Annotated in this window: 14 protein-coding genes and 1 other annotated feature; of the genes, 6 read left to right on the forward strand and 8 right to left on the reverse strand. The window is 45.7% G+C overall.

Features of this window, described 5'->3' with window-relative positions; all coding sequences use genetic code 11:
* Positions 1-50: 50 nt before the first annotated feature.
* From OM416_RS28545 to OM416_RS28560, 4 genes are all read right to left on the reverse strand, one after another.
* Positions 51-2,027, reverse strand: a complete 1,977-nt coding sequence (locus tag OM416_RS28545) for a peptidoglycan D,D-transpeptidase FtsI family protein (RefSeq protein ID WP_264935166.1) — start codon at positions 2,025-2,027, stop codon at positions 51-53.
* A gap of 374 nt (positions 2,028-2,401) precedes the next feature.
* A complete protein-coding gene (locus OM416_RS28550; RefSeq protein WP_264935168.1) occupies positions 2,402-4,438 on the reverse strand; it encodes a peptidoglycan D,D-transpeptidase FtsI family protein in 2,037 nt (678 codons plus the stop codon).
* A 105-nt stretch (positions 4,439-4,543) separates the two neighbouring features.
* On the reverse strand, positions 4,544-5,638 hold the full coding sequence (locus tag OM416_RS28555; protein WP_413775838.1) for a transglutaminase domain-containing protein: 1,095 nt from the start codon (positions 5,636-5,638) through the stop codon (positions 4,544-4,546).
* A 69-nt stretch (positions 5,639-5,707) separates the two neighbouring features.
* Complete coding sequence (locus tag OM416_RS28560) at positions 5,708-6,190, reverse strand: ATPase (RefSeq protein WP_175623787.1); 483 nt, start codon at positions 6,188-6,190, stop codon at positions 5,708-5,710.
* 190 nt (positions 6,191-6,380) lie between these two features.
* On the opposite strand from OM416_RS28560, the gene OM416_RS28565 reads away from it, so the two are divergent.
* Together OM416_RS28565 and OM416_RS28570 are read left to right on the forward strand one after the other, a co-directional pair.
* Positions 6,381-7,556, forward strand: a complete 1,176-nt coding sequence (locus tag OM416_RS28565) for an MFS transporter (RefSeq protein ID WP_264935173.1) — start codon at positions 6,381-6,383, stop codon at positions 7,554-7,556.
* 521 nt (positions 7,557-8,077) lie between these two features.
* Positions 8,078-8,425: a toprim domain-containing protein gene (locus OM416_RS28570; protein WP_062837991.1), complete on the forward strand. Its 348-nt coding sequence runs from the start codon at positions 8,078-8,080 to the stop codon at positions 8,423-8,425.
* A 75-nt stretch (positions 8,426-8,500) separates the two neighbouring features.
* On the opposite strand, the gene OM416_RS28575 is transcribed toward OM416_RS28570, so the two are convergent.
* Positions 8,501-9,112 carry an SCO family protein gene (locus tag OM416_RS28575; protein WP_076319831.1) on the reverse strand — a complete coding sequence of 204 codons (612 nt, stop codon included), beginning with the start codon at positions 9,110-9,112 and terminating at the stop codon, positions 8,501-8,503.
* 432 nt (positions 9,113-9,544) lie between these two features.
* Between OM416_RS28575 and OM416_RS28580 the strand changes: the two genes are divergently transcribed.
* The gene (locus tag OM416_RS28580) at positions 9,545-10,525 is read left to right on the forward strand and encodes a metal-dependent hydrolase (RefSeq protein ID WP_264935178.1); all 981 of its coding nucleotides are present in this window, start codon (positions 9,545-9,547) and stop codon (positions 10,523-10,525) included.
* 118 nt (positions 10,526-10,643) lie between these two features.
* Here OM416_RS28580 and OM416_RS28585 read toward each other — a convergent pair whose 3' ends face one another.
* Positions 10,644-10,862 carry an alpha/beta-type small acid-soluble spore protein gene (locus OM416_RS28585; protein WP_017692386.1) on the reverse strand — a complete coding sequence of 73 codons (219 nt, stop codon included), beginning with the start codon at positions 10,860-10,862 and terminating at the stop codon, positions 10,644-10,646.
* Between the two features lie 120 nt (positions 10,863-10,982).
* On the opposite strand from OM416_RS28585, the gene OM416_RS28590 reads away from it, so the two are divergent.
* Positions 10,983-11,183, forward strand: a complete 201-nt coding sequence (locus tag OM416_RS28590; RefSeq protein WP_264935185.1) for a hypothetical protein — start codon at positions 10,983-10,985, stop codon at positions 11,181-11,183.
* A gap of 115 nt (positions 11,184-11,298) precedes the next feature.
* On the opposite strand, the gene trpS is transcribed toward OM416_RS28590, so the two are convergent.
* Complete coding sequence (gene trpS / locus OM416_RS28595) at positions 11,299-12,291, reverse strand: tryptophan--tRNA ligase (protein ID WP_076333192.1); 993 nt, start codon at positions 12,289-12,291, stop codon at positions 11,299-11,301.
* A 73-nt stretch (positions 12,292-12,364) separates the two neighbouring features.
* Positions 12,365-12,634: a binding site (T-box leader), on the reverse strand.
* Positions 12,635-12,879: 245 nt separating this feature from the next.
* On the opposite strand from trpS, the gene OM416_RS28600 reads away from it, so the two are divergent.
* Positions 12,880-13,854, forward strand: a complete 975-nt coding sequence (locus tag OM416_RS28600) for an aldose 1-epimerase (protein WP_264935187.1) — start codon at positions 12,880-12,882, stop codon at positions 13,852-13,854.
* Positions 13,855-14,059: 205 nt separating this feature from the next.
* Positions 14,060-14,293: an alpha/beta-type small acid-soluble spore protein gene (locus tag OM416_RS28605; protein ID WP_047841310.1), complete on the forward strand. Its 234-nt coding sequence runs from the start codon at positions 14,060-14,062 to the stop codon at positions 14,291-14,293.
* Positions 14,294-14,376: 83 nt separating this feature from the next.
* Here the strand turns inward: OM416_RS28605 and OM416_RS28610 are convergent, their stop codons facing one another.
* Entirely contained in the window at positions 14,377-14,787 is a 411-nt protein-coding gene (locus tag OM416_RS28610) for an O-methyltransferase (RefSeq protein ID WP_264935189.1), read from the reverse strand.
* Positions 14,788-15,034 lie beyond the last annotated feature (247 nt).

The following is a 15,034-nucleotide window of genomic DNA, read 5'->3' on the forward strand; positions in this document are numbered from 1 at the left end:
AAATCTTATTCATTCACTGCATATCAGTGCAATTCAATATTCTGTATTACTTACTCTTGGTCTTGCTTCTGATCTTTCTTGCCTTTCGGCGTTCCATCGAGACCGTACACTTCATCGTATGCATCGAAAATTTTCCGTGCAATTGGTGAAGCACTGACTGACCCGAACCCACCTTCCGGTACAACAACAGCGACAGCAAGCTTCGGATTATCTCGTGGTGCAAAGGCAATAAATACACCATTCTCTTTTTTGTTCGGTCCGGTCCCCTGCTCTGATGTTCCTGTTTTCCGTGCATAATCATATGGGAACCCGTCAAATGAGCTTACTTTGGTAACCATCCCTTTATGAACTTCATTCCAGTGCGCATCGGCAAAGTCAACTTCATTGAGCACTTTAGGTTTGATTTCCTTCACCACATTGCCATCCGCGTCACGGATTTCTTTCACTAAGTGTGGTTCCATCCGTTTGCCCTTATTGGCAAGCATCGTGGTGTATTGTGCGAGTTGCATGGTCGTGTACTTGGCTTGCTGTCCAAATGAGGCAAATGCCAAACGCGTTAGAGCTGATTCATGATCTTCTTTGTATTCCAGCCGACCCAAGAACTCGTTAGGTAAATCTACTCCCGTAGAGACACCCAAACCGAAATCCTGCATGTATTTGTGCCAGACATCGATGCCTTTCTCTGAGCCATACTTGCTTAACAAACGTTTACCCACCATGTCGATCATGAAGGCATTCGAGGATTTCTCAATCGCTCTTCTCGCCGTAATAGAACCATTATAAGCAGAATGCGAGTTTTTCACTTGTCGTCCGTCTTTCCCCAAAACCGCATATCCCTGATCATGATAGGTCTGTCCGGCTGTAAATAACCCCTCTTTCAATCCAATAAGCACACTTAGCGGTTTGATGACCGATCCAAGGAGTACAACGGATTCGGCCCGACTAGGCTTGGCATCATTCGGTGGGAACGACTCGGTGGTTCCGTTCCGGAATACATATTTGATTTTGTCATAATCCCAATCGTTTGGATCATAATCCGGCATACTCGCCATAGCTACCACATTTCCCGTATCCACTTCCATGGCTACTGCATATCCGGTAATTGCCTTAGGGAGTCTGCGCAGTTCGTCCGTTATCGCCTCTTGTGCGGCCATCTGAATTTCCTTGTTAATGGTGGAAACCAGACTGTAGCCTTTCTCTGGCGGAGTTTGTAACATCGTTCCATCCGGCAGATTACGTGCGTCAATATCAATGGACTGATAGCCGCTTCGTCCACGGAGTTCTTCCTGATATTGCAGCTCCAATCCATCAAAACCAACCTTCTCTTCCTCGTGGTATACAAGACCAGGATCACGCTGGGTACTTGCCCCCTCGCGGATGGCCTTATATTTGGCAATAGAATCTGGTGCCCGTTTGAACTCTCTTGTATAACCAACAATCTGAACTGCTACACCATCCGGGTCATATTTTCTTATGTTTTCTTCCAGCACCATAACGCCCGGATAATCCGCTTTTTTCTCCATAAAAAAGGCAATTTCTTTGGTCGATAGATCCGACTTCACCAGTCTCGGCACATATCCAAACGTTTTCTGGTAATCCAGATCCAAGCGTTTAATGATCTCTTCCGCATCGGGCTGCTCTTTGTCCCCTGGATTAAACTGTTTAAACACAGCCGCCAGATCATGAGCCAGTTCCTCTGCTTCCTGTCTACGTTCATCATTCCGATAATCTTCATATAACAGCACATAGAGGGACTGCACAGGTTCGGAATAGGCGAGCGCGACTTCCCCTGTCGCATCATAGATGGGACCGCGAACAGGTGCGAGTGGAATGTCTTTGGTATTACGACTCGTTTCCATATACGTTAGTTCAGGACCCTCCACAAATTGCACAAAGGCCAATCTGAAAATGAGGATACTGAATATGACAAATGCCGCGAAAAAAAACAAATTCAGCCTTGCGGTCGACGGCTTGTTGACGGGTGTATCTTCCTCAGTTATGGGTTTCTTCCTCAATCGGTTAAACATGGTTTAAGCCTCTCCCGTTCCTCTATAAAAATAAAATATCTTATCCATAATGTGGATGTACTCATTCCCCTATTTAATCCTTTCTCATACAAGTCTACCAAAGGCTAGCTGTCACGTCTTTCAATTTTTGGTTACATTTTCGTAAACAGAACCGTTACACGAACCAATCTACCGATTTAAATGTAAACACTGACATATCAATGTTATCCCGCTCTGTCGAAAGCGTTTACCCTTCCCTTATATAAACGTGATACAGTTCATTTGGTTACACATTAATGCAATTAATTAGTTAGTTCACTCCCTCGATCCAAGCTCTGCGTAAATACAAAAAAGAGGACCCCACCAAGGGTCCCCTCTGTAATCAATGCCGCACATCACTGTGTGCCTGATTCCGACTCTAATTCTTTATTTTTATCTTTTTTCGGTACACCGTCGAGACCGAATTCCTCGTCATAGGCATCGAAGATCGCACGTGCAACCGGAGCCGCACTACTCGAACCAAAGCCCCCTTCTGGGATAACCACAGCAACAGCCAGCTTCGGATTATTACGTGGTGCATAGGCGATAAACACCCCATTATCCACCAGTTTGCCACCTACAACCTGTGTCGATGTTCCTGTTTTTCTGGCAAAGTCATAAGGGAATCCGCTAAATGCGGATACCTCGGTTGCCATGCCTCGTTGTACTTCATTCCAGTAGGCATCGTTAAACTCCACCGTGCTGAGTACCTTCGGTTTTACTTTCTCGACCACGTTGCCTTCCGAATCCCGGAACTCTCTGACCAGTTGTGGCTCCATTCGCTTTCCTTTGTTTGCCAACATCGTCGTGTACTGTGCTAACTGCATAGTTGTGTATTTCCCCTGCTGTCCAAAGGAACCATACACAAGACGCGTCAGCGAGCTTTCCGTGGTGTTCATGTAATCCCGTATGCCCAAGAATTCATTCGGCAGATCCACCCCTGTGGATACTCCAAGGCCGAACTGCTTCATGTATTCATCCCATTTGTCAATTCCGGTCGCACCGTATTTCGAGTACAACTTCTTCCCGATCTCATCAATCATGAATACGTTCGAGGAATGACGAATCGCATCATGCGGACGCATCGCACCGTACACATGGCCTGATGAGTTCTGAACTCTGCGGTTGTCTCCACCAAAGGTCGTTGAACCTCTATCCGAATAAACGGTATTTGTTGTGAAGAAACCTTCTTTTAAACCGATCAACACACTAAGCGGTTTGATCGTGGAACCGAGTAGCACGATCGATTCGGCTCGCTTTCTAGAGTCATCCGGAGGGAAAGAACGAATCGTACCATTTTGGTACACATATTTAATATCATCGTATTGATCATTCGTGATACTGCCTGTTCTCCAGAGGTTGGTATCATAGTCCGGCATACTGGCGGCAGATACGATTTTCCCCGTGTCCACTTCCATCGCAACTGCAAATCCGGTCTTGGCATTCGGATGCAATTTACCAGAAACCGGATTCCGATGAAGCCAACTCAACTGATCCAGAATGGCCTGTTCCGTTTTCACCTGAACGTTCTTGTTAATGCTGGAAATCAGGTCGTACCCTTTCTCCGGTGGGGTAGTACCAGCCACACCTTCAGGCAAGTTACGCAAATCAACATCAACGGATGTATATCCACTTTTGCCGCGGAGAGCATCCTGATATTGCAGCTCCAGTCCATCAAAGCCTACAAATTCATTTTCCGTGTATACTAGGCCCGGATCGGTTTGCGTTTTATTGGCCTCGTCCACCTCTTTGTATTTGTCCAGGGCCTTCGAACTTCTGAACTTCTTCAGATAACCGATGGTCTGAACCGCTACCGTATCCGGATCGTAGAATCGTACACTTTCCTCGACGATCTGAATGCCTTTGAACTCATCCTTATGCTGTAGGAAGTAAGCTACCTCTTCCTCGGACAGATCACTCTTGATCAGACGCGGCATAAAACCGTTCGCCTTGCGTGAATTCAGGTCCATCTCTTCGAGAATTTGCTCCACCGTAAGTGGCTCTGAATCCTTCAGCTTGTACTGTTCGAATACATCATGCAACCGGGTTGCAATGTCTTGCACTTCCCCAATATTCGGACTCGGCTGACCGCCCACATCCCCATAGTTTTTATAAAGTGTCAGGTAGAGAGACTGAATGGGCTTGGAATAAGCCAACTTTACTTCACCTGTGGAGTCATAGATCGTTCCCCTCACGGGAGGAAGCGGTACATCCTTGGTAATGTTACTCGCTTCTTCCTGACTGAGTTCAGGCCCTTCGACAAATTGCAAAAACGCCAATCGTACAATAATAACGCTAAAAATAACAAAGGAAGCGAAGAAAAATACGTTCATTCGGTAGCTAAAGCGCCGTTTGTCCGTAAGTTCGTCCTTCTCATTGGAATGCTTTTTCATCCATCCTACCTCTTTCATGACTTGATGCATACCGCTCAAACTGGTTCTTCCCGGCATGATAACCTGGCAACGTCGTCATATTACGGACCCTTGTCCGTTGTAATGTTAAGCTGATTGATCCTTTAAGTGGGTGTCGGCAAAATTAGGAGGATTAAACCAATCTCCACTGATGGCCCACGTCGGATCAAGCGGAACCCAGCTCTCGGAATCACTCAAATACACTTCATTCCACGCATGCGGACCGTATCCGCCCTGGCCGTTATACCCCAGTCCTGTAACGACTTTGACTTCGAGTCCTTGTGAGCGGGCCATCACAGCATATAGACGGGCATAATCAATACATACGCCTTTTCGTGTATCAAAAGTATTCTGTGGATTCTGTTCATGCCATATGCCCTTTTGCTCATAGTCATCCACTTTACCATAGTCATAGTGAATCCGTGAACCTACCCAGTCGTATAGCGCTCTTGCTTTTTCCTCATCTGTCGATTGGCCTTTCACAATCTCACTCGCTGCAGATTCAATATCCGTCGGAATATTATGGTCAATGACTTCATATTTGCGTTGCAGAATGCCGCCCAGTTCCTTCTGCACAGCCTGCGTAAATACAGGAAGCTTGTCCTTGATGAACGTGCCTGACAACGGTTCGATAACCGACTTGGCCCCTTGCATATAGATGGGAGATGCCTCCACATATCGGCTGAACATACTCCCAGGGTAGAGACTTACAATCATGAATAGCACCGCAATGACAATCATTCCGCGGACGGAGCCTATAATTGTGCCAATCAAGGCACCTGTCAACCTGCTAAACATACCTTTAGGAGCACTTTCCTCGCCTAGACCCTGCCTGCTGCTAAAAATGAATGAACTCAGCAATCCAAGAATCAGTCGGATGAGGCCGTAGCTAAGTACAAATAATACGGCGAACCGCATCAGCGGAAAATCTGCAATCGCCGTAACCAACGTATAATACATCTGTTCCCACCGATTTAACTCACGGTTAGGCATGGCTGAAGCATACGCAGACAACCACTGCTGCACATATGGCGCAAGCCACATCGTTAAACCGATCGACAACAGAATACCAATCACCGCCATAATGCCATCCATCAGGAACCCGAAGAGTCTGCCTGCTGAACGCGAAGCCCCTCTGGACCAACCCTGCAACAATGAAGCAGCTACAATCAGCAGCAGCATAATTGTGATGCCATTAAACTCCTTCAGGCTGTCCAGCCAATTCTGCAGCACGAACTGATTCCCCCTTTACTACGATGCTGGTGCTGTTTTGTTTTCCTGTGCCTGTTCGACAAACGTACGTATCGTTTCATTGTCGAGTTTCCATTCGCCAAGAGAAATTCCGCGGAAGGTCACATCCACTTTATCCGATTGAGTTCGACCCTTAATCTCCACATTGGGACTTGTGATGGTGAATGCTCCATCCTGTCCTTTAACGTATGTCGCTTTGGAAGCTTCCTTAAGCATCATGCTGGTCGCTTCTTTCTTCAATGTGTCCATCGTACTGGATTGTACGTCTGTCACTGTCTGTTTGATCTGATCAATGGAGATGCCGCTGTATATCAGTAGAGCCGCAATAATGATGATGGCAATCGCCCATTTCAATACGGTTTTGACCACATTCAGAACGAAGAACAAAATAATCAACGCAACCACGATCACTAGCCAGTTCTGCATCACAAACTCTTTGATTACTTCTATGTTCATGATTACACCTTCCGTATTAGAATTCATTCGTTACACTTCCCGAATATTATACATGATTTCCGAAGCTGCTGTCAGCTAAGCCCTCTCCCGTAAAAATAAAGGGTCTAAGTTCGTCCCGCCTGGCGTACAAGTAGTACCATGAGGTTCTGCTGACGAACGGGGAACACGTTCTAGATCTGTAGTTTGAACACGCATCGCTTAACAAGGAGGGGCTTATGTGAAAACGGCCATCTGGCTATACCTGTTTTTGTTCCTTGCGGTATTTGATTTGCACGCCCAGTATCCCATTCTGACCCCTTTTGCCATCTCGCTTGGAGCTGCCCCTACCTTCATCGGCTGGATGATGGGCATCTATTCCTTAACACATCTTCCTGGCAATCTGATTGCCGGAACGCAAATTGATAAACATGGCAGTCGCCGCTACATTGTGTTCAGTCTGCTCGGGGCAGGAGTCATCCTGCTCCTGCAAGCCTATGTCCAGACACCATGGCAACTGCTGGCGCTGCGTTCCATCAGCGGTTTTGTACTGGCCTTCCTGTCTCCTGCATGCCTCGCCTTGCTGGCACAGCTATCCAGCGATCCGGTGAAACAGGGGAAGTATATGTCGGGTCACGGCGTAGTGCATACCCTCGCCTCTGTTGTATCGCCAGCAGCCGGTGCGATCATTGTAGGTTCCATGGGCTTCTCCGCTACATTCTCAGGCTTGGGTTATCTGCTTATTCTCACAGGTGTCATTGCATTCATGACCATGCCTCGTGGTATCGTCAAGCAGCACGAGAGAGTAACTGAACCTGCTAAACCTGATGTCTCACCGGCAAATGCACAAAGTGCATTTCTACCGGTGTCCTGGCGATACTTTGCCCTGCCTCTGGTGATTGCCTGTGCTCAAGGGATTCTCTTCTTCGAATTACCCTTGCGGGGCGGAGGACAATCGTCCATCATGTCTACTGGACTGCTGTTCTCTATTATCAGTATTGGGGCACTCTTCACACTGAGCATGTTATTTCTCAACCGGTATTCCCCCAAGCTGCGTCTGGTTGCGGGCGTGCTGTTAATGTCCTTGTGTTTTTTTGTAATGGCCGCAATTCCACAAATCCCGTTGTCCACCGTATTATTTGTACTCGGGATGTCCAAAGGCATCATCTTTCCAGCTATGGCAACCCTATTTATACGTCTGAGCGGAGGAAGCAAGTTGGGCCGAATTTTCTCACTGCAATCCATCGCCACCTCCATCGGTTCTTTCATCGGCCCCATCACTGCCGGGCAACTCCGTGTCGGGTTATCACCCTATTTCATTGCCTTTGTTCTGTTAATGATTGGTATGCTACTGCTTCCATACTACACATCCAGAAGCGAAGCTTCCCTGTCCGATCCGAAAAGTATATTAAATTAAGCAAGTATCAAGCTCTTCTTCCCTACCGTTATGGCATCAATTAGGCTAGTATTTTCATTAGCTTTGCATCATTCCCCCATTTACAGCTAAACTATATAAAATGGACTAACGTTTTACACACGAACGGAGCGGCTCAGGAATCATAAGCGCCTTCTTTAAGATTTCATCTTTTTCTTAAATATCATCATTAGGTATGGACGATCATTGGAAGTAGTGAAGGGGACGGAATCGATTTTGAAGAAGCGATAGCGTTCGCCTTTGTCTTCATATTTCAACCTATAAAAATTCAATCAGAAATTTGGAGACAACAGCGATCGAAGGAACGATCCGTAACCGTAACGGCCACTACTGATCGAATTACTTCCTGATGTATGTGAAAAAGAATTTAGAAATCAGAGGTGCTCCTGTCCGCGTGGTGAACAGTGTAAAGAAAAGGAGTCCATTTTATATAAACAGTCGATTTTCGCTGCAACATTTCCCGGGGAATGTCGACATAAGCTCTCGAACAAGAGGTGAATATCATGCCTATTCATGTCATTGTGGAAGGTAAGAATGATCGAAGCAAACTGAAACGTCTGGTTGGACCCGAAATCAACATTCTATGTACGTTTGGAACACTTAATTCCCTCAAGCTGGAAACCCTGCGCAAGCAAGTCGGTTATGATGAAGTCTTTTTATTTATGGATAATGACAGTTCTGGCAAAAAAATTAGAGGTGTGCTTCGGGATGCTTTCCCGGATGCAGTACAGATGTATACACGAAGAGGATATGCGGGAGTGGAAGGAACACCTGATGAGTATATCATTGCCCAGCTGGAGAAAGCCGGGTTAGAGACATACATCCAATACCCCGAACATCCCTCCTTTTAAAAGGAAATACCAAAAGGCTGCCATTGGGTTGATATTCAACCTGGAGGCAGCCTTTACAATATAAGCATCAGATGATTATTCCTTGATCAGATTCCGAATATCCTCCGCAATCACAGCAGGCACAACGTCTTCTGTATTAAACGCATTATATACCTTGCGTAGCTGGTTATTCTCATCCACCAGCCCGATCATGTTCATATGGGCAAAATCATCCTTATTCTCCCCTTCGATGAGGATTTGGAATGAATCCCTGGCGAACTGTTTGGTTTTGTCCATATCCCCTCGCAAGAAGTACCATCCGGAATAATCCGCATGGAAGCGGTCCGCGAATGTCTTGATCTTCTCTCTTGTATCGACTTTCGGGTCGAATGAAATGGATACAAACGAGACATCTTTACCGAAGGTATCGTCCTCTTTCAACAGATCCTGCACCTGGGATAACGTAAACGTCGTAATAGGGCAGACATCCGGACAACTGGTGAAATAAAAGTAGAACAAACGGACTTTCCCTTGAGTATCCTCCAGGGATACCGTACTGCCATCTACATTTTCCATGGAAAAGGATTGGATTTCACGAATCTCGGGTAATTTTTCTTTGCTGGCAAATACGGTGCCCCACATCAGATACACAGCCATAATCAGTGCGAGCCCCAGCAGCATCCATGTCCATTTGTACTTTTTCAGCATCTTCCTCGTCCCTTCTGTATCTTCTCTTATGAATACGCATACATATGTGATTCAAAATCACGTTCGTTTCGCTTTATCCATCTACTGTGACATATGTATTCAAAGAAACCTACTTTTTATGAGATTCTATATTATTGTAACGGTTTAAAGGAACAATGCCCATAAATTTTTAGCGTTGTATATCATTCCATTTGTATCGTACGTGCTCTGACGATTTTTCTCTCTGTATCCGATATAGAGTTTATCATAGGAAATGCCGAAATAGTTTGACAAACTGCGTACATTTATTGGTTATAATACATTTATTGTCACCCCTTCGAAATTTGGGGTGTTTTGCATCCTGACAGGCGGATATTATACACTATATATGGGTATCACCTAGATAGAGAAGCAATATGCCTTACAACGATACACCACACAAAGGAGACGTTTATGGATACCTCTACACATTTTGTCATGGGGATTGGTTTAGCCGGTCTGGCTTATGTCGATCCTGTCGTCGCGTCCAACCCTATGCTTGCAGCTGCGGTAATGGTTGGCACGATCGCCGGTTCCCAGGCCCCTGACATCGATACTGCGTTACGTCTCAAAAGCAATTCGCTTTACATTCGGAATCATCGGGGCTTGTCACACTCTCTGCCATTTCTCCTGTTATGGGTTCTGCTCATCACTGGCGTCATTGCACTGATATTCCCTGGTGTGCCTTTTGGACACGTTGCCACTTGGACCGCTGTAGCCGTAGGTGTTCACGTATTCACTGATCTGTTCAACACCTATGGTACCCAAGCCGCCCGGCCTTTTACAGAACGCTGGATCGCCTGGAACATCATTCATATTTTTGATCCGTTTCTATTCTCCACGCATGTCGTGGCTATCCTGTTATGGGCCTTTGACCTGATCGCCCCTGCACCACTCTTCGTGACGTTATATAGCTTGACAGGACTATATTATATATGGCGGACGATTGCCCGTGCACAAGCGGTCAGAAAGGTTAGACGTCTCGACAACAGCCCAGAGCAAGCAAAATATATCGTCATTCCGACGATATCCTGGAATCGCTGGCATGTCGTTAAAAGAGTTGAAGATGGCAGTTATGAGATTGGTAAAATGGATGGTTCTAATCTGGCATGGAGTCTGCAAGCTTCATCTTCTACCCATGCGGCCGTTGCTGCTTCACGCAAATCGCCGGAAGTCAGTGCCTTCCTCTACTTCACCTCCTATGCGGTGGCAGAGGTTGAAGAATTACCTGCCGGTTACAAGGTCCGCTGGGCTGATGTACGTTATCGACACCGGAAACAATATCCATTTGTCGCTGTAGTCGTAATGGATCGGAATTTTGAAACGATCGATACGTATGTAGGCTGGTTAAGCGATGAGAAGATGGATAAAAAACTTTTATCTGCACGCCCTTGACGAAGTGAACATGGCAAGGCACAATCAGACATAGGAACTGATACGCGAGAAAGCCCGGAGCGTTTCCGCCCCGGGCTTTCTGTTTATCCTGTTTTTGTTGCTGTTTGGTTAAGATAAATTATTTGCCAGACCCAGCCAGAGACTGCTCAGCGATTTGTACCAGACGTTTGGTGATATATCCACCCAAAGATCCTGTTTCACGGGAAGTGTAGTTACCATAGTAACCGTCTTGTGGGATTGTTACACCCAGTTCCTGTGCAGCCTCGATTTTCAATTGTTGCAGTGCTGAATTTGCCTGAGGTACCACCAAGTTGTTAGAACGAGATCCTTGAGCCATATTTATAATCTCCCTTCAATCTGTGTCTGTAATGTAATTGCAAGCTTGCAAGATTATTATGGCTCGTACGCTTCAGGTTATACGGAATTTTACTAAATTTGTAGATGGAGGTTTTTCCCAATGAGCAAAGGCTTATCCTTATGGTTCGCATTCTCTTCGATTATCTTGTTAGCGGTTACAGCAATTACGATCTCCTACTCCGGTTGGTTAGCCGCACTACTGTTTGTCCTGTCCATTGCCAACATCGGTTGGGGATTTGTGATTCGTGCCAAAAAAGAACGTCAGGCAGTTCGCTCGGCAGCTTCAGAGCCTACTTCTTGAACAGGTCTTTTATCATTCAATAATGGACTTACAAATAAAGAGGAGTCCTTCAATAGGACTCCTCTTTATCCATATTAACTATTCATTACGTTACATATGAAAATCTTGTTCAACACTACAGTTTACGTCTAGGAACAAACCCCATACGCTCTTTCACTGCATCCAGCGTTTGAGCAGCAACCTCTTCTGCACGGCGTGCTGACGTATCCAGCACATCGGCTAATTCACCAGACTCACGAATCTCATTATACCGTTGTTGTAATGGTTCAATAACAGACACAACCACTTCAGCCAGTTCCTTTTTGAACGGACCGTACATCTTGCCTTCATAACGCTCAGCTACTTCCTTAAGCGTCATACCCGCACATTCAGCGTAGATGCTCATCAGGTTGCTGACTTCCGGTTTGTTTGCCGGATCATATACGACTTCACGCCCTGAATCCGTTGTAGCCCGGCTGATTTTTTTACGAATGACATCCGGCGGATCCAACAAGGCAATATAGCTGCCAGCATTGGGATTACTTTTACTCATCTTTGAAGAGGCATCGTCAAGTGACATTACCCGAGCACCCACCTGTGGGATATACGGATCTGGAATGGTGAAGTACTCCCCATAACGGTGGTTAAAGCGTCCTGCCAGATCACGTGTCAGTTCCAGATGCTGCTTCTGATCCTCGCCCACGGGTACAAGATCAGCATTGTATAGCAAAATATCAGCCGCCATTAATGATGGATACACGAACAATCCAGCACCAACAGAATCTTTACCAGATGATTTATCCTTAAACTGAGTCATGCGTTCAAGCTCACCCATGGAGGTCAGCGTCGTCATCAACCAGCCCAATTCCGCGTGCTGCGGTACATGGGACTGCAGAAATACGTTAGATTTCGATGGGTCAATACCTGCTGCAATAAACAGCGCAGCTACAGCTTCCGACTGTTCACGCAATGCGGCTGGCTCCTGAGCTACGGTGATCGCATGAAGATCAACCACCATGAAATGACACTGATAGTCATGCTGGAGTTTCACAAAATTTTTGATTGCACCAATATAGTTGCCCAATGTGAGCTTGCCGCTCGGTTGAATACCTGAAAGTACTGTTTTCATTGCACATAACGCCTCCCTGATTTTAAATAAAAAAAACCGCCATTCTCTGCGAACGCAAAAAGGCCCCACATCCGCAAGGGACGTGAGACCGTGGTGCCACCCTTATTCGCTTTTCTTCCATTGCCCATGACCCTGAATTCAAGTCAAGCTGAAGAAATGCCTTCATTGTTCCGTAACGTGGATTATACGGCAGACTCTAGTGGGGCAAGCCCGTCTTTCGGCTTTGCCTGTTCAAACCCACACTCAAGGGTCCATTCGGTAAAGAGCTCACACCGGTTCGCATCAACCACCGGCTTTCTGAAGAGGATTCTCTTGGCCTACTTGTCCCTGTCATCGATTTCATTTCATTCAATTCTAATAAATGCTTTCAGAGTTCCATCTTAATGCGCACAGGCGCGAATGTCAAAATGAGATGAACTTTTTTACCCGACACACTAAAATCTGTTATGATGGAATTGCTTATCCTATTGTTAACTTCACACGAAGTCGAGCAGGAAATAGCTGGCATGTACACAATGACACGCCTGTAGCAGTAGCATCATCACGACTGCTTGCAGACAGATTTCAAGTGGGAAAAGGAGCATCGATATGAAACAAGTGACCAAAGGCCAATGGAATGGTTACGACACGTATATCCTACATAGCCGTGAATTGGAAATTACCCTGCTGCCGCGTCTTGGAAATAATATTATTTCTATTCGCGATTTAGTGCAGGACAGAGATGTCGTCCGTCGTCCGGATGAAGATGATCTTGCCTTTTATCTGCAGAAGCCTTACCATTTCGGCGTTCCTCTCCTAATTCCACCAGGACGCATTCATCGGGGACAATTCGAATATGAAGGTGTACGTTACCAGTTCGATCAGAACACGGCGAATGACAACCATATTCACGGCCTCCATCGTACCCAATCCTGGTGTGTCAGTGACATTGAGGAAGATGAAGATGGCTGTGCAATTACGACTGAATTACTGACTGAAAATGAAGAGCACTGGATGGCTCAATTCCCGATTCCCTTGAAGCTTGAGATGACGTTCAGTCTGCAAAACGCTGTATTTAGCCAGCGTCTGCGAGTCACTAATCTGAGCTCAACGCCTGCTCCTTTCGGGATGGGATATCATACATGGTTTTTGCTAGACGGCAAACCTGCCGACTGGACATTGCAAGTGCCTGTTTCCGGATTATACGGACAGAATGAAGAACAACTCCCTACAGGTGAAATAGAATCTCTAGGTGAATGGTCTGCTCTGAACGAAGGCATCAACATGCAGGGACGTAACTGGGATACCTTGTTGAAAGCTACCGAAGGTGAACCAGCCACGGCTTACTTACGCAGACAAGATGGATATACATTGAAATATTCAGCAGATGAAGCATTTTTTAAACATTGGGTTCTCTTCACCAAAGGTGAATCTGATCAGTTCTTGTGCATTGAACCGTACACTTGGCTCCCGGATGCACCTAATTTGGCTTTATCGGATGAGCAGACGGGGTTAATTCGCTTGGAACCGGAACAGCCTGTTGAGCTATTTACACGTATTGAGGTTATACCTCCTACAGACTAAGTAAACTCATCATCCTCTATGTTGCTTTTGCGCATATCACCCTATATTTTAATATCCTTATACAACTTGCCGACCCGCATTGGGTCGGCTTTTTGATGTGACATGTCTACTATTGATCATCCATAATTTCCCTTACGCCATATCATGTATATTTCCGTATTCTCTAACCATACTAACATCACCAACCCATAAGGAGGTGACACATATGTACGGAAGTCAAAACCAAGGTAGCGGTAGCCGCTCCAACAACCTGGTCGTTCCCCAAGCAACTGCAGCATTGCAACAATTGAAAATTGAAGCTGCACAAGAGCTGGGTGTAACTATTCCACAAGATGGTTACTACGGTAACTATACTTCCCGTGAGACAGGTTCTCTGGGTGGATACATCACAAAACGTCTGGTGCAAATCGCTGAGCAGCAATTATCGGGTCGTTCGTAAGCTCGTAATTTTTGCTTGATTTGAGCAGAATCCAAAGTACAAGCGGCCTTCTTCGGAAGTGCCGCTTTCTCTTATGCAACTAATTAGGAGGTCGACTCCATACCTGAATCCTTGTATGTATTGGTTCTAGGGTAACGAATCATCAGGCTCGCCATATTGTAATTAGACTCCATTGTTGCATCTACCAAAATCATACCTTGTCTTACTGTGAAGTCGTACGATATTTCACCATGCGTCCAAGTCCGTTTAAATTTCAACGTCTCCAGTGCCATTGCTCGGAAAGAAGTTCTCTGGGTTTCGTTTAGTCCCCCCTCCTCCACATCCATCTGTCCATTCCGTCCAGTTATCGGATTATGTCGAATACCGAATTTCCCAATTACGTTGTTTCGTATTTGCACAAAAACTACCCCTGAATCTAACCCTGACAACTCATGATCAAGCTCTTTGAACACCAGATCCAACTGTCGCGCTAATGAAAGCTCTTCAATTTTCATATTAACACTCTCCTTATATGCTTATAGTCCTATACATCAAGGACTTACGACTCATTATATGACATCATATGTGCTCATTCAACAAACAACGGCAAAGTTGGGTATTTCTAACTATAATTTGCACAATTAATTGCCATCCCACTTCCTTAAACTGAGCTTTTTCACTGAATTACGACAAAATATTCGAGAATTGAAAATGAGGATTCTGAACAAAAAAAGCTGCAATCCAGTGTCTGTTAAACACTCG

It is taken from the genome of Paenibacillus sp. LS1, from assembly GCF_026013365.1.
GTDB lineage: Bacteria > Bacillota > Bacilli > Paenibacillales > Paenibacillaceae > Paenibacillus.